Annotated in this window: 24 protein-coding genes; 7 read left to right on the top strand and 17 right to left on the bottom strand. The window is 70.0% G+C overall.

The genetic code is table 11. From position 1 onward, the window contains the following. The first annotated feature begins 45 nt into the window (after nt 1–45). Together IEY26_RS15435 and IEY26_RS15430 are read left to right on the top strand one after the other, a co-directional pair. The gene (locus tag IEY26_RS15435) at nt 46–597 is read left to right on the top strand and encodes a GMP synthase subunit A (RefSeq protein ID WP_188980545.1); all 552 of its coding nucleotides are present in this window, start codon (nt 46–48) and stop codon (nt 595–597) included. Continuing rightward, nucleotides 594–2,516 (top strand): DUF2070 family protein, encoded by a 1,923-nt coding sequence (locus IEY26_RS15430; RefSeq protein WP_188980543.1) that lies wholly within the window; start codon nt 594–596, stop codon nt 2,514–2,516. The genes IEY26_RS15435 and IEY26_RS15430 overlap by 4 nt, the downstream gene beginning before the upstream one ends. Before the next feature lie 314 nt (nt 2,517–2,830). Here the strand turns inward: IEY26_RS15430 and IEY26_RS15425 are convergent, their stop codons facing one another. The 7 genes from IEY26_RS15425 to IEY26_RS15395 form a co-directional block, all read right to left on the bottom strand. Next, nucleotides 2,831–3,073, bottom strand: coding sequence for a DUF3194 domain-containing protein (locus IEY26_RS15425; RefSeq protein ID WP_188980542.1), 243 nt, complete (start codon nt 3,071–3,073; stop codon nt 2,831–2,833). Further along, nucleotides 3,074–3,466: a prefoldin subunit beta gene (locus tag IEY26_RS15420; RefSeq protein ID WP_188980541.1), complete on the bottom strand. Its 393-nt coding sequence runs from the start codon at nt 3,464–3,466 to the stop codon at nt 3,074–3,076. Between the two features lie 95 nt (nt 3,467–3,561). Beyond that, nucleotides 3,562–3,744: a hypothetical protein gene (locus IEY26_RS15415; RefSeq protein WP_188980539.1), complete on the bottom strand. Its 183-nt coding sequence runs from the start codon at nt 3,742–3,744 to the stop codon at nt 3,562–3,564. Nucleotides 3,745–3,825: 81 nt separating this feature from the next. Further along, nucleotides 3,826–4,077 (bottom strand): KEOPS complex subunit Pcc1, encoded by a 252-nt coding sequence (locus tag IEY26_RS15410; protein ID WP_188980538.1) that lies wholly within the window; start codon nt 4,075–4,077, stop codon nt 3,826–3,828. A 5-nt stretch (nt 4,078–4,082) separates the two neighbouring features. Further along, nucleotides 4,083–4,217, bottom strand: coding sequence for a DNA-directed RNA polymerase subunit P (locus IEY26_RS15405; RefSeq protein ID WP_188980537.1), 135 nt, complete (start codon nt 4,215–4,217; stop codon nt 4,083–4,085). Nucleotide 4,218: 1 nt separating this feature from the next. Next, on the bottom strand, nt 4,219–4,503 hold the full coding sequence (locus tag IEY26_RS15400; RefSeq protein ID WP_188980536.1) for a 50S ribosomal protein L37ae: 285 nt from the start codon (nt 4,501–4,503) through the stop codon (nt 4,219–4,221). A gap of 48 nt (nt 4,504–4,551) precedes the next feature. Beyond that, nucleotides 4,552–5,286 (bottom strand): DUF2103 domain-containing protein, encoded by a 735-nt coding sequence (locus IEY26_RS15395; protein ID WP_188980535.1) that lies wholly within the window; start codon nt 5,284–5,286, stop codon nt 4,552–4,554. Between the two features lie 216 nt (nt 5,287–5,502). Between IEY26_RS15395 and IEY26_RS15390 the strand changes: the two genes are divergently transcribed. Further along, nucleotides 5,503–6,291, top strand: a complete 789-nt coding sequence (locus IEY26_RS15390) for a DUF981 family protein (RefSeq protein WP_188980534.1) — start codon at nt 5,503–5,505, stop codon at nt 6,289–6,291. 1 nt (nt 6,292) lies between these two features. Here the strand turns inward: IEY26_RS15390 and IEY26_RS15385 are convergent, their stop codons facing one another. Genes IEY26_RS15385 through IEY26_RS15370 form a run of 4 tightly spaced genes read right to left on the bottom strand, consistent with a single transcriptional unit; the run spans nt 6,293 to nt 9,276 of the window. Beyond that, the gene (locus IEY26_RS15385; RefSeq protein ID WP_188980533.1) at nt 6,293–6,901 is read right to left on the bottom strand and encodes a VOC family protein; all 609 of its coding nucleotides are present in this window, start codon (nt 6,899–6,901) and stop codon (nt 6,293–6,295) included. A gap of 60 nt (nt 6,902–6,961) precedes the next feature. After that, on the bottom strand, nt 6,962–8,296 hold the full coding sequence (truD, locus tag IEY26_RS15380; RefSeq protein ID WP_188980532.1) for a tRNA pseudouridine(13) synthase TruD: 1,335 nt from the start codon (nt 8,294–8,296) through the stop codon (nt 6,962–6,964). Beyond that, nucleotides 8,296–8,634 (bottom strand): peptidyl-tRNA hydrolase Pth2, encoded by a 339-nt coding sequence (pth2, locus tag IEY26_RS15375; protein WP_188980530.1) that lies wholly within the window; start codon nt 8,632–8,634, stop codon nt 8,296–8,298. The genes truD and pth2 overlap by 1 nt, the downstream gene beginning before the upstream one ends. Before the next feature lie 39 nt (nt 8,635–8,673). Continuing rightward, entirely contained in the window at nt 8,674–9,276 is a 603-nt protein-coding gene (locus tag IEY26_RS15370) for an Rrf2 family transcriptional regulator (protein ID WP_188980528.1), read from the bottom strand. A gap of 196 nt (nt 9,277–9,472) precedes the next feature. On the opposite strand from IEY26_RS15370, the gene dcd reads away from it, so the two are divergent. Together dcd and IEY26_RS15360 are read left to right on the top strand one after the other, a co-directional pair. Further along, the gene (gene dcd / locus IEY26_RS15365) at nt 9,473–10,075 is read left to right on the top strand and encodes a dCTP deaminase (RefSeq protein ID WP_188980526.1); all 603 of its coding nucleotides are present in this window, start codon (nt 9,473–9,475) and stop codon (nt 10,073–10,075) included. Beyond that, the gene (locus IEY26_RS15360) at nt 10,075–10,977 is read left to right on the top strand and encodes a thiamine-phosphate synthase family protein (RefSeq protein WP_188980524.1); all 903 of its coding nucleotides are present in this window, start codon (nt 10,075–10,077) and stop codon (nt 10,975–10,977) included. Before dcd ends, IEY26_RS15360 begins: the two co-directional genes overlap by 1 nt. On the opposite strand, the gene IEY26_RS15355 is transcribed toward IEY26_RS15360, so the two are convergent. From IEY26_RS15355 to IEY26_RS15330, 6 genes are all read right to left on the bottom strand, one after another. Continuing rightward, nucleotides 10,974–11,846, bottom strand: coding sequence for a DUF7551 domain-containing protein (locus IEY26_RS15355; RefSeq protein WP_188980522.1), 873 nt, complete (start codon nt 11,844–11,846; stop codon nt 10,974–10,976). The genes IEY26_RS15360 and IEY26_RS15355 overlap by 4 nt on opposite strands. A gap of 123 nt (nt 11,847–11,969) precedes the next feature. Next, nucleotides 11,970–12,731: a 4-phosphopantoate--beta-alanine ligase gene (locus tag IEY26_RS15350; protein WP_188980520.1), complete on the bottom strand. Its 762-nt coding sequence runs from the start codon at nt 12,729–12,731 to the stop codon at nt 11,970–11,972. 47 nt (nt 12,732–12,778) lie between these two features. Then, complete coding sequence (locus tag IEY26_RS15345) at nt 12,779–13,219, bottom strand: GtrA family protein (RefSeq protein WP_188980518.1); 441 nt, start codon at nt 13,217–13,219, stop codon at nt 12,779–12,781. Between the two features lie 75 nt (nt 13,220–13,294). After that, nucleotides 13,295–13,921, bottom strand: coding sequence for a DsbA family oxidoreductase (locus tag IEY26_RS15340; RefSeq protein ID WP_188980516.1), 627 nt, complete (start codon nt 13,919–13,921; stop codon nt 13,295–13,297). Nucleotides 13,922–13,974: 53 nt separating this feature from the next. Then, the gene (locus IEY26_RS15335) at nt 13,975–14,748 is read right to left on the bottom strand and encodes a CPBP family intramembrane glutamic endopeptidase (protein ID WP_188980514.1); all 774 of its coding nucleotides are present in this window, start codon (nt 14,746–14,748) and stop codon (nt 13,975–13,977) included. Nucleotides 14,749–14,784: 36 nt separating this feature from the next. Next, nucleotides 14,785–15,126: a thioredoxin family protein gene (locus IEY26_RS15330; RefSeq protein ID WP_188980512.1), complete on the bottom strand. Its 342-nt coding sequence runs from the start codon at nt 15,124–15,126 to the stop codon at nt 14,785–14,787. Nucleotides 15,127–15,246: 120 nt separating this feature from the next. Here IEY26_RS15330 and IEY26_RS15325 point away from each other — a divergent pair, with 120 nt between their 5' ends. Both IEY26_RS15325 and mutS read left to right on the top strand, forming a co-directional pair. After that, nucleotides 15,247–16,023, top strand: coding sequence for a class I SAM-dependent methyltransferase (locus IEY26_RS15325; protein WP_188980511.1), 777 nt, complete (start codon nt 15,247–15,249; stop codon nt 16,021–16,023). Nucleotides 16,024–16,257: 234 nt separating this feature from the next. Then, nucleotides 16,258–18,852: a DNA mismatch repair protein MutS gene (gene mutS, locus IEY26_RS15320; RefSeq protein ID WP_188980509.1), complete on the top strand. Its 2,595-nt coding sequence runs from the start codon at nt 16,258–16,260 to the stop codon at nt 18,850–18,852. Nucleotides 18,853–18,919: the final 67 nt, after the last annotated feature.

Below are 18,919 nucleotides of genomic sequence, written 5' to 3'. Positions count from 1 at the left end.
CGCCTATCGGGTCCCTTTTTACTCGACCGGCCACTACGGGGGAGCATGACCCGTATCGTCGTCGTGGACAACCACGGCCAGTTCACGCATCTCGAGCACCGAACGCTCCGCGACCTCGGCGTGGACGTCGAACTCGTCGACAACGACACACCGCCCGAGGACGTCGACGCCGACGGCGTCGTCCTCTCCGGCGGCCCGGACATCGACCGCGCCGGGAAGAGCGCCGAGTACGTCGACTTCGACGGCCCCGTGCTGGGGGTCTGTCTCGGCCACCAGGTCATCGCGGCCGCGCTCGGCGGCGAGGTCGAATCCGGCGACTACGGCGGCTACGCCGACGTCACCATCGATATCGAGGACGCGGGCGACCCGCTCCTCGGGTCGCTCGCCCCGGAGACGCGGGTGTGGGCGAGTCACGCCGACGAAGTCGTCGACGTGCCGGACGGCTTCGCGATCACTGCGTCGAGCGACATCTGCGGCGTCGAAGCGATGAGCGACACGGACCGCGACCTCTACGGCGTCCAGTTCCACCCCGAGGTCGCTCACACGGAGCGCGGCGAGGAAGTCTTCGAGAACTTCATCGACATCTGCGACAGATGACGCAGAGTCAGGGGGACCTCGCATCGCTCTCGAAGTTCATCTTCCGCGCGCCGAACTGGTACGTGAGCGTCGCGTTCAGCCTCCTCGTCGCCGCGCTCACCGGCGTCGTCGCCTTCGACTCGACGTACATCTTCGAGGACGCCTGGCAGGGCGTCTTCTTCATCGGCGTTCCGACGGTCGTCGCCAGCCTCGCCACTACGCCCGTGGACCGCTGGCTCGACGGCCAACTCACCTACAACCGCTCCAGCCTCCTCGCGCTCATCTGCGAGGGAATCGTCGTCTCCCTCCTGCTCGCTGCCGGCGTCATCACCGTGTTGACGCCGCTCAGCCAGCAGTTCGTCTTCGACGTCCTCACCGCGGCGCTCGCGCTCGTCTTCGCCGTCCGCCTCCTCGTCGTGCTCGCCGTCTCCCGGAACAGTATCCTCGCCACCATCCCGGCGAGCATCCAGACGCTCACCGCCGCCGTCCTCCTCTTCGTCTACTCCGGGACGATGAACTTCCTCTCCATCGGCGGCCCCATCCTCAACGCCTACCTCAACCGGCCGAGTCAGGCTCCGACGGAGATCCAGTACATCTTCACGCCGAGCGACTTCGCGCTCATCGTCGGGATGAGCGTCCTCTACGGCCTCGTCGCCTACGGCTTCCTCCGCGTCGTCGACCACCCGTGGCGACAGAGCCTCGGCGTCTCCGGCCTCGACTTCCTCCGCGGGTTCATCGGTCACATCGCCGAGGGAAACCGCGAGCTCGAAGACTTCTTCCAGGGCATCGGCGAGGAAGCCGTCGTCCCCGTCACCGTCCTCTCCTTCCGCCGCCGAGCGGACGGAACCGGGAACGGCGAGACCGGAGACGGCCGAAGCGAACACGCGGGTGAGGACGCTGGCGCGGGCGAGAAGGCCCGGTTCGTGCTCCCGATGATTCATCCGGGGCCGATGGGTGAGATCGGCGGCGGGAACCTCCCGCAACGCATCGCGGAGACGGCGGAAGGCCTGGCGTTTCCGCCGCACGCGACCGCCGGCCACGACTTCAACCTCGTCACCGAGCGCGAGGTCCAACCGCTCCTCGACGCCGCCGAGCGCGCCCACGACCGCCTGACCTACAGCGCGAGGGCGACGGAGAGCGTGCGCGTCGAGCGCGGCGACGCGAAACTCCTCGCGCAGCGCTTCGGCGACGACGGCCTCCTCGTCAACACCTTCAGCCCCGAGTTCGCGGACGACGTCGAGTACGCCGTCGGCCTCGCCGCGTCCAGCGAAGCCCGCGTCTCCGGCCTCGACGACGTCCTCCTCGTGGACGCGCACAACTGTAACAACGGCCTCGAAGGCGGCGACCTCGGCCACGTCGTCCCCGGGAGTCGGCGCTCGTTCAACATGATTCGCGCCGCCGGCGACGCCGCGGACGACCTCGTCGACGCCGACCGCCACGAGTTCGCGCTCGGCACCGCGTGGGACCGGACGACGTGGACGCCACAGGACGGCATCGGCCCGCTCGGCGTGCGCGCCGCCGTCCTCGACGCCGGCGGCCAGCGCACCGCCTACGTCCTCGTCGACGGGAACAACATGGAGCCCGGCCTCCGCGAAGCCATCGTCGACGCCCTCGACGGCGTGGACGAAGCCGAAATCATGACGACGGACACCCACATCGTCAACACCGTCGAGGCCGAGAACCAGGTCGGCGACGCCATCGACGGCGACGAGCTCGTCCGCCTCGTCGCCGACCTCGTCGACGACGCCACCGCCGACCTCGAACCCGTCGAAGCCGGCATGGAGACCGAACAAGCCGAAGTCACCGTCTTCGGGAACGACCGAACCGAGACGCTCGCCAGCCACGCGAACGCCGTCATCTCCATGGGGACCGCGCTCGCCGCCGCCGTCGTCGTCGCCACCCTCGCCCTCTCCATCATCATCTTCTTCCTCACGCCCTGACTCGGACTCGACACGCCGCCGTCGTCGTGGACTGTCCGTGCCGCCGACTGGTCGTCTCTCGGTCACCGCTCCGGCAGTCGGTGCTACCCCCACTCCGCGACCGCGAGAGCGAGCACCGCCGCGATAGCGACGTACCGCGCGAGGGGTGGCGTCCGCGCGACCGCAGGGAAACGAAATCGCGGACCGAGGCGAGGATACGGCACGCGCTAGTCACTCAGTACTTCGAGTCATCCGAAAAGCCGCGCTGGCTCACGGGCCAGAGGCCCGTTCGCCGTCTCGCGGTTTCCGGTCGGCAGAGCCGACCGGAAACCGCGTTACTCTTCTTCGGCGAAGAGGTCGTCGACCGCTTGGCCGGCGACCATCGCGGCGTCGTCGGCGACGCGTTCGACGTCCGCGTCCGCGTCGGGCGCGTTGACGTAGACTTCGACGTCGAGCACGCCGTCCTCGAACGTCACGGTGATGTCGAGGTCGTCGACGTCAGAGCGCGCGAGTTCGCTGAACACGTAGCCTTCCGCGGCTTCCGCAGCGGTCTCGACGACCGCCTCGTCAGTCGGCATTTAGTCGCCGCCGGGGCCGCCCATGCCGCCCGCAGCGGGGCCGCCGCCCATGCCGCCGAGCATGTTCTGAAGCTCCTCCTGGAGCTCCTCGAACTGGTCCTGCACGCGCGTCTCCTGTTTCTCCAGCGTCTGCACGCGGAGTTCGAGGTTCTCGACCTTCTCGTCGAGGTCTTCTTCGGCGTCGTCGTAGGACGTCTCCACGAGGAGTTCGCCGACCTCGCGGTACATCGTCGTGTCCTCGTCGATTTCGTCGAGCTCGTCGAGCGCGGTCTTCGCGCTCTGCAGCTGGCTCTCGGCCTGCTGTTTCTGCGTCGCGACCTGCTGTGCGGTGTCCTGGAGGTCCTGGAGCTCTTCGAGTTTCTCTTGTGCTTCCGGCGGCAGATTGCCCTGCATGGATAGGTCGTAACGCCCCAGCGTGAAAAGCTCCCGCTTTCGGTGTCACACCGCGAGGCGCGTCGTTCGGCCGTCACGACGGGCTTCCCGCGGGTTCAGCCGTTCGTCGGAGGATTGCGGACGAGCGCGTCCGCGAGCAGGCCGAACCCGAGCAGGCAGCCCGTGGCGACCGCGGTCGTGATAGTCACCGCGGACGTCCACGCGACGCCGAGCGACCCCGCGAGCAGCGTGGGGAGGCCCGCGAGTATCGCGTCGTACCGATTCACTGAGGGCGGCATCGTCTGAGTGCTTGCGCGCCGAACCTTCAAAGGCTTGCGGCACTCCCCAGCGTCTCGGAGAACGCGGAGCCGCCGCAAGACCTACCGGGAGCCGTGACGCGCCGCGCGCTCCGCGACCTCGACGAGCGACGTCCACGTGTTGTGTCCCGCGCGCAGCGCCGTGAGGTCGGCCGCCTCGACGTCGATAGCGACGGTCGCGCCCGTCCGCTCGACGGTCACGCTCGTGCGGTCGCCCTCGATGTCGCCGGCTTCGACGCGGACGCTCCGCTCGACGACGCGAGCGGTGTCGGGAGAGTCGTAAGAGAAGACGAAGTCGGTGCCGTGTCGGGCCACGGGGCCTACTGGACGTCGACTTCCTTGACGTCCCGCGCGCGTTCCTTCAGGAGGACGCGGTGCCCGCAGTACGGACACCGCACCCCGCCGTACTGGTCGAGTTCGACGTCGCGTTTACACCGCGAGCACTTGTACGCCATCTCAGTCCTCGGTCTCCTCGCCGAGCGCCGTGCGGATGGAGCGCTTGACGGACTCTCCGCCCGGCGTCGTCGGCCGGTACGCGCCACCCGTGAACGTGTAGCCGCAGGAGCCACACGCCCAGATGCCCGTGCCCTTGCGGGAGACCGCGTCGTTCCCGCACTCGGGACAGGAGTGGTCAGCGTTCGTGTCCGCTTCAATCTCGGAGACGCGGCGTCGTGCGACGCGCCCGTACCGTGCACCGAACCGACCGGCGCTCCCGGTCGTGCTGGAGCCCTTCTCAGCCATAGTAGCCGATGATAACGTCAGCGGATGCTTAAACGCTACGAGTTGTCTCTACGTGCCGGCGAGGAAGCCGGCGTCGTCGAGCGCGTCGTTCAGGTCCGCGCGCACCCGCTCGCCGTCCGCTCGGTTCCCCGCGGTGGTGACCACGCGGTTCTCCTGCACGCTGGAGCCGTCGCGCACGATGAGGCGGACGTTCCCCGTGTCGTCCGCCCGAGTGGCCTTCGCCCGCAGGCCCGTCCGCGACCCCGACCCGCTCGCGTCGATGGGTCCCGGGATGACCTTCTTCACGTTCGGGTGGGCGGCGACGACGCGGATGACCTCCCAGCCCTTTCGGTCGCCGATGAGCGTCGAGTGCGACCCGCCGAGCTTCGACGCGGGCGCGCCGTCTACTGTCGCGAGCTCGCCGCCGCCCTGCCGCTTCACCACGGCCTCCACCGCGTCTTCGCCCTCGTCCGCGCGCACCCGGTACATCTCGTAGCGGACGTCCTCACGGAGCGCGGACACCACCTCGCGCGGCCCCGTGACGAACACTTCGTCCGGGCGCTTCCGACGGAGCTCGTCGCCGATGCGCCCCGCGAAGTTCCGCACCTGCACGGGCGCGAACTCCCCGGACTCCGGCGTCGTCGTCACGTGATACCGCCCCACGATTTCGTCCTCGTCGAGCATCGTCAGCGTCGCGCGCGACTCCTCGATGTCGACCACGACGGCGTCGCAGTTCGCCGTCTCGCACACCAGGCAGTAGTCGCCCGGGTGGTCGAGCGGCGTGCCGCAGTGGTCGCACTGCATGCCTCACCGGAGGCGGCGCGGACGTTTAATCCGCGTGGAACCGCGCCGGCACGCGGCGGTGACGGTGACCGCGCCCGCGGCGATGTGCGCGGAGCACGCCGGCGTTCCAGTTCAGAGATGCCACACTCACGCCGCCGTTCACGTGAGTCCGGAGAAGGCCGTTCGCGATCGGCGTGACGCCCGCCACTTATGCCGACGTGTCAGCCTCGTACGAGTATGCTTCCACTCGAGGCGACTGCGAGTACCGCGGACAAACTCATCCTCTACAACACCCTGATGGGGTTGGCTGCGGGCGTCGGCCTCCTTCTCCTCGTCGGGTTCGCGCGGTACGGAAGTACGGCGTCGAAGCCGACGCGCGACGCGTGGGCGTGGACGTTCGCCGGCCTCGGCGGCCTCCTCGCCGCACTCGGTCTCCACGTCTGCCTCACGTGGCCGCTTCTCGGCGCGGCGAACATCGTCTTCGGCGAACCCGCGCTCGCCTTCGGCGTCCTCCTCCTCGTCACCGCGGCCGTCGTCTTCCGGACGCCTATCGAGAGCGACGACGTCCACAGCGTCTCCGATACGGTCGTCACCTACGGCCGTCGGAAGCCGCTGCTCGCGCGCGTCGGCGGACTCCGCGAGACCCGGGACGCGATGCCCGACGAGCTCCTCGTCGCGCTCCGCCCCGTCACCTACGTCGGCGCGTTCGCCGGCCTGATGGTCGGTCTCCTCGGCGTCTCCGGCGCGGTCTTCGGCGAGATCCTCTTCCGCCCGCCCGCGTCCGAGTTCCCCGCCGGCCTCGTCGCCGGGACCGGAATCGAAGCCGCCTACATGGCCGGCACGTACGTCGTTCTCGGCCTCGGCGCGATGGTCCTCCCGTTCGGCTTCCACGACCGCTCCTACCTCAACCCCGCGGGCTCCCTCCTCACGCTCGCCGCCGTCCTCCTCCTCGGCATCACGTTCGTGAGCTTCGTCGGGCACGTCACGCTCTCCGCGGGCGTCGGCCCCGGCGGCATCCCGTGGTGACTCAGAACTCCGTGCCGGTGTCGGCGTCGGGGAGGTCGTGTTTCTCGGCGTCGATGCCGAGTTCGTCGAGCGCGCGTTCGAGGTGTTCCTCTTCGGCGTAGTCCGCGCCGTCGGCGACGCGGAGTTCTTGGGCTTTGGCGAGGACGTCGCCGCGGCGCTCGGCGGGGAAGTCGAACTTATCGGCGGAGAGTTCGATGACGAGGCCGTTCGGGTCGCGGGTGTAGAGCGAGTGGAAGATGCCGCGGTCGAACTCGTTGAAGCCGTAGCCGGCGTCTTCGAGGCCCCGTTTCACGTCGTCGAAGTCGGCGGCGTCGATGCTGAAGGAGAGGTGGTGGACGCTCCCCACGCGGTGGCGGTGGGGGTTCGGGTTCGACTGGCGGTCGTCGCTCACGAAGAAGGTGAGGATGCGGCCGTCGCCGGTGTCGAAGAAGAGGTGGGTCTGCTCGGGGTCGTCGAGGTTCGGCTGGCGGAGCACGAGCGGCATCCCGAGGACGTCGCGGTAGTACGCCACCGTGTCTTCCTCGTTGCTACCGATGGCGGTCACGTGGTCCGTCCCCGTGGTGTGGAACGGGCTGTCCGGGAGCTCCGGGGTGACTGGCGTCTCAGTCATATCTGGTGGTTCGGCGGCGCGCGGGAAAAGCGTGGGTGCGGGGGCGAGCGCTGCTGAGAGTCAGAGGTCGAGCGGGCTCCGCTTGAGGTACTCCCGCAGGACGACGGTGGCGTAGGAGCCGCTGGGGAGCGTGAAGTCGAAGGCGAGCGGATCGCGTGTGACCTCGGGAGCGGCGTGAACGAGGACCGCGCGCCGCGTCCCCGAGGAGTCGAAGGACCCGGGAAGCTCGAACATCTCCCGCTCCAGGTCGAGGTCGGCGAGCACGCTCTTGGTGATTTCGCCGGGTTCGCCGTCGGCGAACTCGGTCTCGTAGCCGACGAGGGGCGCGGTGACGAACGCGCGACCGCGGGCGCAGTGGCGCTGCATCGTCTCGACGCGCTTCCCGGTCGCGTGCTGCAGGCGGTCCACGTCGGGACGCGCCATTCCGTCCGGTGCGTCGCGGTCGGCGAACGCGACGACGTCGCCCTCGACGGGTTCGTGGAACGGCAGCCCGCGTTCGAGGCGCGTCGACAGAATCCGGTTGAAGACGTAGGACTGCGCGGCGTGCACGAAGAGCCGCTGGAGGTTCGACGGGAAGGTCTCCAGCGCCTCCTCGAAGTCGTCCGCGCTCTCGCCGCCGTTCTCCGCGAGCTTATTCAATACTGTTCGCTCGTAGCGGAGGTGTCCGGGGTAGTCTTCGGCGAGCTGTCCCCACGCGGGGTCGCCGGCGTCGACGGCGTCCGCGACCGCCCGCCGTGCGCCGCGCGTCCGCGCGGGTTCGTGCTCCGAGGGGTTCGCGATGTAGGCGAGCACGGCCGCCCGCCACTCCCCGCGCACGACGTGCAGGCCGACCTCGTGCGTGACTGGCCGGTAGGAGCCGAAGCGCTGCTGGCCGAAGTAGTTCGGGACCGCGCCCGTCCCGCCGCCGAACGCTTCTAGCTCTGCGCCGATGTCCGCGGCGTTCTCCGGCTGCTCGGGGTCGCGCACGACGATTTCGAAGCGGTTCCCGGCGAGGTCGCCGAACTCCAGCGCGCGCCCCGCCCGCCCGACGGCCTCGACGTCCGCGCGCAGAACCTCGGGGAGGTCGCCGGCGTCGACGCCGCGCAGCGAGAACAGCTGCGTCGTCACGGCGTTCTTGTCCTTCGTCCCCGCCCACGACACGCGCTCCCGGCTCATCGAGAGCCGGTTGGCGAGCTCGCGGGCGAACCCGTTCGTGTCCCAGTCCGTGAGCGTCGCCCGAACCACGAGATGCGGGTAGTCGCCGGGGTCGGCGTCCACGGGCTGCGTCTGGAAGTCCTCGACCTCCTCGACGCGGAAATCGTCGGCGCTCGCGCGGAGCCGGCCGCCGACGCCGTCCGCCTCGCTCACGTAGTACTCCATCCCGACCTCGCGCTCGATGGGGTGGGCGTCCCGCATCAGTAGAGCGGGAGGTCGGCCGTGATGCGGTCCACGGCGTCGTCGCCCGCCGGTCCGATGGCGAGCGCCGTCACCGTCCCCGGCTCCAGCTGGGTGTGCCCCGCGTCACGCACCAGCCCGGTCGGGAGGCCCTGCGCCTTCGCCGCCTCCTGGAGCTCGTGGAGTTCGCGCTCCGACGAGCCCTTGACGACGACTTTCTTCTGCCCGCCCTGCTTCCACTCCCGCTTCGCCTGCTCGGTCGCGTGTTCGTACGCCGTCAACGAGGCGTGTGCGACCTGCGCCGCCAGCTTCCCCTCCCCCATCCCGACGTCGGCGCGCGCGACGATGACCTGCTTCATACCGGGTTCTATCGCCCGGCCGCCTAAATCGCTACCCTCTCACACCGACTCCACGGCCTCGGCCACGCCGTCGTCGCAGTCGGACTCGTCCGCTCCCGTTCCCGCCGCTGCCGCGGACGCCGCGGGCGCTCCCGTCGCTATCTCCGTGATGTCGACCGTGAGCGTGCCTTCGGCGCGGAGGACGGCGTCGACGACGCCCGTGAGCCGGAGCGCCGTCGACGGCGTCGGGCCGACCGCGACCTCGTCACCGGCGTCGAACCCGCGGACGGAGCCGGCGAGCACGACCTCCGCGCGACACCGCTCGGGGTCGTGGACGGTCGTCAGGTCGATTTCCTCGACCGTCAGTCCGGGGAGCGGGTCGCCGTTCCGCGTCACCGGCACGTCGGCGGGATCGTCGACGCGCTCGGCGTCGAGCACCTCGTAGGCGTCGACGGTCGGCTTGTACCCGCCCTTCGGGCCCGGGATGCCCTCGACGAGGCTGAGGGCTTTCAGGCTCTGCATCTGGTTCCGAATCGTCCCGGGGTTCCGGTCGACTTCCGCCGCGATAGTCGCGCCGCTCACCGCGCGCTCGTCCGCCTTCGAGAGACTCACGAGCGCTTCGAGAACACGCTTCTGACTCGACTGCAACTGAATCGCGGACATACGAATTGGATTCCGAACGAATTGCATAAACGTTCGCACTAGGGACGATTATATACTCATAACACACCCGATAGACAGCAAAAGAAACACAATTAGAGAGTTTATTCGAGTTTGAGGGAGAGTTCGTCTAACCGATGTCTCGGTGTGGTCGGTCGCGGAGCGGTACTTTTCATATCCCCGGGTTCCTTCCACCGGTATGATTCTCTCCGACACGGACATCCTGCGTCGGCTCGAAGCCGGCGAGCTCTTCGCGGAACCGCTCGACGACCCCGAACTGCAGGTTCAGCCGGCGAGCGTCGACGTCCGGCTCGGCCGCGAGTTCCTGGAGTTCCAGCGCGCGAACATCCCGTGCATCCACCCGAACGACGAGACAGAAGTAGAGGATTACGTCACGGAGACCGTCGTCGACGAGGACGGCGAGTTCATCCTCCACCCCGGTGACTTCGTGCTCGGCACGACGAAGGAAACAGTGGAGATTCCGCCGGACCTCGTGGCGCACGTCGACGGCCGGTCCTCGCTGGGCCGTCTGGCGATTGTGGTGCACGCCACTGCCGGGCTGTGCGACCCGGGGTACCGCGGGCAGATCACGCTCGAACTCTCGAACCTCGGAACGGCACCGGTCGCGCTCTCGCCGGGGATGCGCATCAGCCAGCTCGTCTTCACGGAGTTGACGTCGCGGGCGGAGCGGCCGTACGGGTCCGAGCGCGGGTCGAAGTACCAGGACCAGGCGGGGCCGCAGGCGTCGAAGATTCAGGGCGACGAGGAGTTCGGCGGCGCGCAGAAGCAGGGTGAGAAGTAGTGCGGTTCGTCGAGGAAGTCGTAGTAGAAGAGTTCCTCCCGACGTTCCGGAGCCTGCTCGCGGGCGAACTGCGAGAGCGTGGGTTGACCCAGCAAGCGGTCGCCGAAACGCTGGGCGTGAGTCAGTCGGCGGTGTCGAAGTACGCGCAGGGCGAGGTGGCGGTGAACGAGACGCTGGCGGGCGACGAGCGCGTGCAGGACCTCGCGGTGCGGCTGGCGGACGGGCTTGCGGACGGCTCGCTCTCCCGCGTCGGCGCGCTCGTCGAAGCCGAGGTGCTCGTGCGCGAACTCGAAGCGCCCGGTGAGGTGCTGGCGCGCCTCCACGAGTCGGAGATGCCCGAACTCGCGGAGTACGAGGGTGACTTCCGCGTGTACGACCCGGCGGGCGAGGTGCGGGCGCGCGAGCACGTGCTGGCGTCGGTGCGGCGGGGCGTGCGCGTCCTCGAACGCGCGTCGGGGTTCGCGGCGCTCATCCCGCACGTCGGGTCGAACCTCGTGGAGTGCCTCCCCGACGCGGCGGGCGTGGAGGACGTCGCGGGCGTGCCCGGCCGTATCTTCGACGTGAAGGGGCGGACGGCGGTGCCGAGCGACCCCGAGTTCGGCGTCTCCGAGCACGTCGCGGGCGTGCTCCTCGCCGCTCGCCGCGGCGGCTCTGACGCGTCCGCGGCGCTCAACGTCGCGTACTCGCCGGAACTCGTCGAGGCGCTGGAGGACGCGGGGCACACGACCGTGGCGTTCGACGCGACCGACGACGAGGCGACCGCGGCGGTGACGGAGGCGGTGGAGCGCGCGCCGGACGCGACAGTCGTCTATCAGACCGGCGGGTTCGGCGTCGAGCCCATCGTCTACCTGCTCGCGGGGTCGGCGGTCGACGCGGCGGAGCTCGCGCGCGACCTCGTTTAGCGGCCGGGGACGCGGAGGAGGCCGCAGGGCTCGTGGCGCGCGCGGTCGGCGACGGCGACGCGGAACCCGGCCGCGGGGCCGGCGATGGGCGAGAACTGGACGTCGACGCCGGGGCGGCGGCGGAGGAGTTCGACGGCGACCGGGAGCGTGAGGACGTGGTTGCCCTCGGAGAGCGCGTAGCCGTCGAGGCGGACGACGTGGTCGGTCGCGGCGGGCCGGGAGGCGTCCTCGGGAGGACCGGAGGCGTCCCCGGTGGGTCGCGGGGCGTCGATGTGGTAGTCGGTGAGGAGGCCGGCGCGGGCGAGCGCGTCGAGGGCGTCGTCGAGGGCGTCGTCGCCGAGTCGGACGGTGTCGAGGCGGCCGGCAGCGCGGTTGAGGACGACTTCCTGCTCGTGGGCGTCGAGGGTCTCGTCGAGCACCGCGCCCATGCTGCGGAGGAGGAGGAGGCAGAGGTCGTCCGGGTCGGTGACGGTCTCGGCGGTGCCGAGGTAGGCGTCCATGACGGCGCGTTCGGCGTCGCGGAACCCGCCACCAGAAAGGCTCTCGAAGACGGCGGCGGCGACCTCGTGGCAGAACTCGGTGCGGTCGGTCGTCGGCGGGCCGGCCGCCGGCGGGACGTCGGTGTCTGCGGGGAGTTCGCGGACGATGACGTCGTAGTGGGGGAGGCGGGGGTCGTAGGTGCGGAGTTCGTCGCGGTAGGCGTCGACGAGGTCCGCGGCGGTGGCGGCGGTGGCGCGGTCGGGGTACCGGCGGTCGCCGGAGGGCGTGGGCCGGTCGCCGGTCCGCGCGCAGGCGAGGTAGTAGGGACCGTTCGGTGTCGCGAGCGTCTGGAGGCGTTCGTGGATTTCAGCGAGCGTTCGGCCGACCATCTAGCTCACCCGCTCCGTGTCGATGCGACGCATACGTTTTAGGTTTGCCTAAAACATAGTGAAGGTTGCGGTGACGGACGACGCCGTGACTGCGGTCGGGACGGAGTCAGCGACGGACGGTGGTCAGTCGTCTTCGCGGCGCGTCGCGCCTTCTCGGATGCGCGCTTCGGCGGCGTCCAGCGCCGCCTCCCGGTCGAATCCCTCGATGACGGCGGCGAGTTCGGCGTCGTCGGCGTCCGCGAGGTCGCGAGCGTGCCGCGTGATGTTCGGGACCGCGCGGATGATGTTGTCGATGATGGGGACGGCGGCGACCTGCGCGGAGCGCGAGAGCGGGTTCAGGTCGACGACGATCTCCGTCTTCCCCATCTCGCCGAGGGCTTCGGCGCGGTCGCCGTCCTCCAGCGGGACGAGCACCACGTCGGCGTCGCCGATGCCGTCCGCGTCCACCGTGCCGCGGTCGTGGCTCAACCCGGGAATCCGTCCGTCCCCGGTGAGGCCCTTCACGTCCTCCGCGCCGTGTTCTTCGAGGTAGTCGGCGATGGCGCGCATCCGCTCCTCCGTCCGTCCGAAGAGGTTCACCTCGATGTCCGCCCCGGTCGCCGCCGCGAGGTCGACGATGTCGTCCGGCACGAGCGCCGCCACGTTCCCGTTGACGGAGAGGACGGGATGGCGGGCGCGCAACAACAAGGCGGCGGCGACGCGCTCGGCGTCGTCCGCGCTCGGGATCGTCTCCTCGCCGAGCAGATAATCGAACGCCTCGCCGCGGCCCTCCGCGATGAGACCCTGCTTGCTCGTGATGCCGCGCTCGACGCCGTCCTCGATGCGGTGGCGGGTGACGAGGCTGTCGTGGCGCGGGTGGTCGTCCGGGACGTGGTCGTCGCTCATCACTCGCTACTCGGCGCGCGCATCCCGAAAAACCGCCGGTGTTCGCGTCAGGCGAGCGCGTACCGCTCGCTCCCGAGGAAGTTCCAGACGCCCGCCGTCGAAATCGCGCCCAGTCCCGACAGCCAGTAGGGCAGGTGGAAGACGGCGACCGCGCCCGTCAGCGTCGCCGTGTAGATGGCGTAGCCGACGCAGCAGACGCCGACGTACTGGACGAACCGCCTGCCGAGCTCCCCGGTCACGTCGCGGAAGGTCACCACCCAGTTCAGCGCGAACGTCCAGAGCACGCCGCCGAAGAACGCGACGAAGCCGGCGAGGAAGAACGCGATGCGGGACGCGACGAAGAGGAAGACGACGAGGTTCACGACCGCGCCGCTCGCGCCCACCGCGCCGAACTCCGCGAGCCTGACGAGCCGCTCCGCCGAGACGCTCGCCACCCCCGTTCGGTCGAGCGTGTCAGCCACCGCCTCCGCGCGGTCTGATACAGACACTGGTTGACACCGCTGTTACCAGCCTTACCGGATTGAGACTCAAAAAACCCCGGGCGGCTCAGCGTCGAACGCGGCTTACGCGGCCTCGACGAGGCGTTCGAGCTGCTCGGGCGGGACCGCGCCGCGGGCGGCGTGTCCGTCGTACGCGAACGTCGGCACGCCCGTGATTCCGAGCTGTTTCGCCTCCTCGAACTCGCTTTCGAGGCGCGCTTCCCACTCGTCGCTCGTCGCCGCGTCGCGGACCGCCTCGACCGCGACGCCGTCGACGTCGCCCGCGACGTCCGCGAGCACGTCCACGTCCCCGATGTCTCGGTAGTCCGTCCAGTACGCCTCGAAGAGCGCGTCGTCGAACGCCGCGAACGCGTCCGTCTCCTCGCGGACGTAGAGCGCGGCCTGCTGGGCGTTCCACGAGTCGATGTCCGGGACGGCGTCGAAGTCGATGTCGACGCCGTACTCCTCGGAGAGCCGCTGGACGTTCTCGCGGACCTCCTCGAAGTAGTCGTCGTCCTTCCCGTCGTCGACGTCCTCCCGAATCTCGCCGTGCTCGTCGCGCTTGTGCCCGCGGAGGTCGAACGCGTGCCACGTCACGTCGAGCGGCTCGTCGCGCGTCGCTCGGTACTGCTGGAGGGAGGCGCGGCCGAGGTAGCAGAAGGGGCAGACGTAGTCGCTGAACACCGTGAGTGCGTCGTCGTCGAGACTCATGTGAGTGTGGAGGGCGCGGAGCATCAAAAGGGGCGGGCTCGCGGCGAGACGGGTTAGAAGAGCGCGCCGAAGGCGAGGACGGAGACGAGCGTCCAGGCGGCGTGCGCGGCGACGAGCGGGACGAGGCGTTCTCCCTCGCGGAGGTAGAGCCAGCCGAGGAGGACGCCGACGGCGGCGGCGGCGACGCCGCGGACGACCGCGTAGGGCGGGCTGACGTAGAGGAGGAGGACGGCGTGCTGGAGGGCGAAGCCGAGCGCGGTGACGGCGACGCCGACGGCGGGCGCGGTCCGCGCGGCGATTCGGGGGAGCGCGTAGCCGCGGTAGACGGCTTCCTCGGCGACGCCCGCGAGGGCGGACGCGACGAGGAGGAGGCCGAGCAGGGGAAGAGTGGGGAGGGCGGGCGCGACGGCGAACGGGTCGCCCCAGATGCCGGACGCGACCGCGACGAGCGGGTATTCGATGGCGGCGTCCGCGACGAGGAGGGGAACGGCGAGGAGGACGCCGCGGCCGACGTCGCGCGCGAGGCGGTCGCGGTCGAACGCGAAGAGGTCGCGGAGCCGCGAGTCCTCGCCGTGAACGTAGAGCGCGAGCGCGGCGAACGCCGGGAGGTAGAGCAGCGCGTTCCACGCGTTCACCCAGACGAGCGTCGTCGCGCGCGTCGCCGTCGCCCCGAGGCGCGCGAGCCCCACGAGGAGGATGAGTCCGGTGACGCCGGCGAGGAAGGCGAGGAGGAAGGTCGCGGCGAGCGGGCCGCGGACGCCGACGTCACCGGCGGTAACTCGCTCGCGGAGCGACGCAATCGTGTTCGGGCGCGCCGTCTCGTCCATACCCGTATCGTCTGTCGCTGGCGTCAAAAATCCCGTCTACTCGGCGTGCTCGTCGAGGAAGGACTCGACGGCGTCGCCGCCCTGGAAACCCTCGGCGAGTTTCGCGACGACGTCGCCGTCGTCGAAGAGCACGAGCGTCGGGACGCTGCGGACGTCGTAGCGCTCCACGAAGTCGAGGTCGTCGCCGGCGTTCGCCATCGCGACCGTCACGTCGTCGCGGGCGCGAGCGACGTTCCCCAGCACGGGCTCGATGGCCTGACAGAGCGAACACCCCGACGTGTAGAGGTCGAGGAGCACGCGGTCTTCCTGTTCGAGGAGGGCGTCGAGGTCGTCGGTGTCGTCGAGCCGAACGACCGGCGCTCCGAGTGATTCGGGCATACTCTTGGATACTCTCCGCACGACTATGAACCCCGTGGCGGGAGCGAGAGCGGCCGGAGACCACGCGAACGCGTCTCCCACCACCGAAACCGCTACGTGCGCGGCGGTCGCACGCCCGCTATGCGCGACGCGGGACGCGAGAACCAGCGGCTGTGGAACGAGTGGAGCGACGACTTCCAGGCGCTCTGGAACGCCGACACCGACGAGGGAGCGCTCCCGCCAGCGCCCTGTCCGTTCGCCGAGGACGCGCCCGGGGGAGCCCATCCTGAACTCCTCTCGACCGTCGAGGGCGTCGATTTCGCGGAGCTCGGCTGCGGCGGCGGGCAGGCGACCGTCGGCACCGCCCGCGAGGGTGCCGCCACCGCCGTCGGCGTGGACTTCTCCCACGAGCAACTCGCGCACGCCCGGGCGCTCCGCGACGCCTACGGCGTGGACGCCGCGTTCGCCGCCGGGGACGTCACGGACCTCCCGCTCGCCGACGACGCGTTCGACGTCGCCTTCTCCGGCTGGGTCTATCAGATGGTCGAGGACCTCGACGCGGCGCTCTCCGAGGCGCGACGCGTCCTCCGCGACGACGGCGTGTTCGTCTTCGACCTCCCCCACCCCTTCTACGAGGTCTTCGACCCCGAGGAGCGAGAACTCCGGCGGAGCTACCACGCGTCGCCGCGCCGCGAGGTGACAATCAAGGACGACTACGAGGCCGAGATGGTCGTCTTCGACCGAACAGTGAGCGACCTCCACCGCGCGCTCGTCGACGCCGGCTTCGACGTCCGCCGCGTCCTCGAACCCGGCACCGACGACCCCGACGACTACGACGACGACGCCCTCGCCAGCACCCAGCCAGACCTGATGGCGCTCGTTCCCCGAAACCTCCGCTTCTGGGCCGTTCCGCGGTGACAGATTACGGACCGATCGAACATATGCCGAGCATCCGGCGACCGAGTGGCTCGGAGAGCCCGGTAGGTCGCCGGTTCACCGAGCGCGACACAGGAGCGCTCGGCCGACGAGCGACCGGAGGGAGTGAGGAGCGCTTTTGGTCGAGCTTTTGCCAGCGCTGGCCGCGCAGAGCGCAGCCAAGCGCAGCAAAAGGTCGAAGGTGATAACCGCCTGCGGGCGCTCAGGTAGGGTATCATGGAGTCGGCGCTGGGGCCGCCGGAGAAGATGGCGGCGCGACGGAGTGAGTTGACGCCGATGATGGGTCAGTATTTCGACCTGTGTGAGGAGTACGACGACGCGCTGGTGCTCTTCCAGGTGGGTGATTTCTACGAGGCGTTCTGTGAGGCGGCGGAGGCCGTGTCGCGGACGTGTGAGGTGGCGCTCACTGCGAGGGAGGATTCGACGGGCGAGTATCCGATGGCGGGGGTGCCCATCGACTCGGCGGCGTCCTACATCGAGGACTTGCTGGACGCGGGGTACAGGGTCGCGGTAGCGGACCAGGTGCAGGACCCGGACGAGGCGTCGGGGGTCGTGGACCGCGCGGTGACGCGGGTGGTGACGCCGGGAACGCTCACCGAGGACGAGCTGCTCGCGCCGGGGGAGAACAACTTCGTCGCCGCCGTCGCCGGCGAGACGGGGAAGGCGAGCCAGTTCGGCGTGGCGTTCCTCGACGTGTCGACCGGTGATTTCGTGGCGACGAGCGTCCGCGACGTCTCGAGCGTCCGCGACGAGCTCGCACGGTTCGCGCCGGCGGAGGCCATCCTCGGGCCGCTCGTCCCCGCGGACGTCGTGCCGAGCGACGTGACGATCAGCCCGTTCGACGACGGCGCGTTCGACAGCGAGGCGGCGGGCGAGCAGTTGACGCGTCACCTCCGGGGCGGCGCGCAGGCGCTCGCGAGCGACGTCGAGGTGCGGGCGTGCGGCGCGCTCCTCGGGTACGCGGAGTACGCGCGCGGCGGCGCTGAGGGCGACCTCGACTATCTCACGCACCTGACGCGGTACGACCCCCGCGACCACATGATCCTGGACGAGGTGGCGCGGGAGAGCCTGGAGCTCTTCGAGCCGCGGAGCGTGCACGGCGCGGAGGGCACGGCGCTCGTGGACGTGCTGGACGAGACGGCGTGCGCGCTCGGGCGGCGGCGGCTCACCGACTGGCTGCGCCGGCCGCTCGTCGACGCGGCCGCCATCGAAGCGCGCCTGGACGCCGTCGCCGAGCTCACCGAGTCGGTCGTGGCGCGCGAGGGCCTGCACGACGAACTGAAGGGCGTCTACGACCTCGAACGCCTCATCACGCGGGTCTCGCGGGGGCGGGCGGACGCCCGCGACCTCCGGTCGCTGCACGCGACGCTCGACCGCGTCCCAGATGTTCGGGAGACGCTCGCGGACGCGGAGTCCGAGCGCCTCGCGGAACTCCGCGAGCGCCTCGACCCGCTCGACGACGTGCGCGACCTCATCGACAGCGCGGTTCGGGAGAACCCGCCCGCCGAAATCACCGAGGGCGAGATTCTGAAGCCGAGCTTCGACGAGGAGCTCGCGGAGCTTCGCGCGACGGAGCGAGCGGGCAAAGAGTGGATCGACTCGCTGGAGGCCGAAGAGCGAGAGCTGACGGGCATCGACTCGCTCAAGGTCGGGCACAACGCCGTGCACGGCTACTACATCGAGGTGACGAACCCGAACCTCGACGCGGTCCCCGAGCACTACCAGCGCCGGCAGACGCTGAAGAACTCGGAGCGCTTCGTGACGCCGGAGTTGAAGGAGCGCGAGGACGAGATTCTCTCGGCGACGGCGCGCGCGGACGACCTGGAGTACGAGCTCTTCCAGGAGGTGCGGCGGGCGGTCGCGGGCGAAGTCGCGCGAGTGCAGGCGCTCGCGGACGCGCTGGCGACGCTCGACGTGCTCGCGTCGCTCGCGACGGTCGCGGCGGAGCACGGCTACGTCCGCCCCGAGGTGGGGAGCGACGGAATCGACGTCGAGGGCGGTCGCCACCCGGTCGTCGAGCGCTCGCTCTCGTCGTTCGTGCCGAACGATACGCACCTAGGAGATAATGCGAAGCTCGCGGTCATCACGGGCCCGAACATGAGCGGGAAGTCGACGTATATGCGGCAGGTCGCGCTCGTCAGCGTGCTCGCCCAGCTCGGGAGTTTCGTCCCGGCGGAGTCCGCGGAACTCCCCGTCCTCGACCGCGTGTTCACCCGTGTCGGGGCGAGCGACGACATCGCGGGCGGCCGCTCGACCTTCATGGTGGAGATGAGCGAGCTCGCCACGATTCTGCGGGACGCGACGGAGAACTCGCTCGTCCTCCTCGACGAGGTGGGGCGGGGGACCGCCACCACTGACGGGCTCGCCATCGCGCAGGCCATCACCGAGCACTTACACGACGAGACGCGGGCGTTCACGCTCTTCGCCACGCACCACCACGAGCTCACCGAGGTCGCGGACTCGCTCGCGCACGCGACGAACCTCCACTTCGCCGCCGCCGACACCGGCGAGGACGGCGTGGAGTTCGACCACCGCATCAGCCGGGGCGCGGCCACCGCGTCCTACGGCGTCGACGTCGCGCGCGCCGCCGGCGTCCCGAACTCCGTCGTCGCGCGCTCCCGCGACCTCCTCGCCGACCTCGAAGCCCGAGAGGAAGACCTCGTCGAGGAGACGGAAACGGACGTGACGGAGTCCGACGACTCCCTCCCGGCGGACGCCCGCGAGACCCTCCGCGACGTCGACCTCGCCGCGATGACGCCCTTAGAGGCGATGAACGTCCTCGCCGACCTCAAAGACCGACTCGACGACTGAGACGAGGCGGCCGGCCCGAGAGTCCGCTTTCTCGACGAGCCACGCGGGCGGGGATTCGAACGGGGAC

Origin of the sequence: Halocalculus aciditolerans (assembly GCF_014647475.1) — an archaeon.
Classification (GTDB): Archaea; Halobacteriota; Halobacteria; order Halobacteriales; family Halobacteriaceae; genus Halocalculus; species Halocalculus aciditolerans.
This window is presented reverse-complemented; position numbering and strand designations above follow the sequence as displayed.

Excerpts from the sequence above, each read along its gene's own strand:
- IEY26_RS15370 (WP_188980528.1), bottom strand. The coding sequence starts at position 9,276 with ATGTCCGCGATTCAGTTGCAGTCGAGTCAGAAGCGTGTTCTCGAAGCG.
- IEY26_RS15415 (WP_188980539.1), bottom strand. The coding sequence starts at position 3,744 with ATGCCGCCCTCAGTGAATCGGTACGACGCGATACTCGCGGGCCTCCCC.
- IEY26_RS15350 (WP_188980520.1), bottom strand. The coding sequence starts at position 12,731 with ATGAGCGACGACCACGTCCCGGACGACCACCCGCGCCACGACAGCCTC.
- IEY26_RS15330 (WP_188980512.1), bottom strand. The coding sequence starts at position 15,126 with ATGCCCGAATCACTCGGAGCGCCGGTCGTTCGGCTCGACGACACCGAC.
- mutS (WP_188980509.1), top strand. The coding sequence starts at position 16,258 with ATGGAGTCGGCGCTGGGGCCGCCGGAGAAGATGGCGGCGCGACGGAGT.
- IEY26_RS15420 (WP_188980541.1), bottom strand. The coding sequence starts at position 3,466 with ATGCAGGGCAATCTGCCGCCGGAAGCACAAGAGAAACTCGAAGAGCTC.
- IEY26_RS15390 (WP_188980534.1), top strand. The coding sequence starts at position 5,503 with ATGCTTCCACTCGAGGCGACTGCGAGTACCGCGGACAAACTCATCCTC.
- IEY26_RS15425 (WP_188980542.1), bottom strand. The coding sequence starts at position 3,073 with ATGCCGACTGACGAGGCGGTCGTCGAGACCGCTGCGGAAGCCGCGGAA.
- IEY26_RS15335 (WP_188980514.1), bottom strand. The coding sequence starts at position 14,748 with ATGGACGAGACGGCGCGCCCGAACACGATTGCGTCGCTCCGCGAGCGA.
- IEY26_RS15430 (WP_188980543.1), top strand. The coding sequence starts at position 594 with ATGACGCAGAGTCAGGGGGACCTCGCATCGCTCTCGAAGTTCATCTTC.
- IEY26_RS15395 (WP_188980535.1), bottom strand. The coding sequence starts at position 5,286 with ATGCAGTGCGACCACTGCGGCACGCCGCTCGACCACCCGGGCGACTAC.
- IEY26_RS15400 (WP_188980536.1), bottom strand. The coding sequence starts at position 4,503 with ATGGCTGAGAAGGGCTCCAGCACGACCGGGAGCGCCGGTCGGTTCGGT.
- IEY26_RS15435 (WP_188980545.1), top strand. The coding sequence starts at position 46 with ATGACCCGTATCGTCGTCGTGGACAACCACGGCCAGTTCACGCATCTC.
- truD (WP_188980532.1), bottom strand. The coding sequence starts at position 8,296 with ATGCGGGACGCCCACCCCATCGAGCGCGAGGTCGGGATGGAGTACTAC.
- IEY26_RS15405 (WP_188980537.1), bottom strand. The coding sequence starts at position 4,217 with ATGGCGTACAAGTGCTCGCGGTGTAAACGCGACGTCGAACTCGACCAG.
- IEY26_RS15385 (WP_188980533.1), bottom strand. The coding sequence starts at position 6,901 with ATGACTGAGACGCCAGTCACCCCGGAGCTCCCGGACAGCCCGTTCCAC.
- dcd (WP_188980526.1), top strand. The coding sequence starts at position 9,473 with ATGATTCTCTCCGACACGGACATCCTGCGTCGGCTCGAAGCCGGCGAG.
- IEY26_RS15340 (WP_188980516.1), bottom strand. The coding sequence starts at position 13,921 with ATGAGTCTCGACGACGACGCACTCACGGTGTTCAGCGACTACGTCTGC.
- IEY26_RS15325 (WP_188980511.1), top strand. The coding sequence starts at position 15,247 with ATGCGCGACGCGGGACGCGAGAACCAGCGGCTGTGGAACGAGTGGAGC.
- IEY26_RS15355 (WP_188980522.1), bottom strand. The coding sequence starts at position 11,846 with ATGGTCGGCCGAACGCTCGCTGAAATCCACGAACGCCTCCAGACGCTC.
- pth2 (WP_188980530.1), bottom strand. The coding sequence starts at position 8,634 with ATGAAGCAGGTCATCGTCGCGCGCGCCGACGTCGGGATGGGGGAGGGG.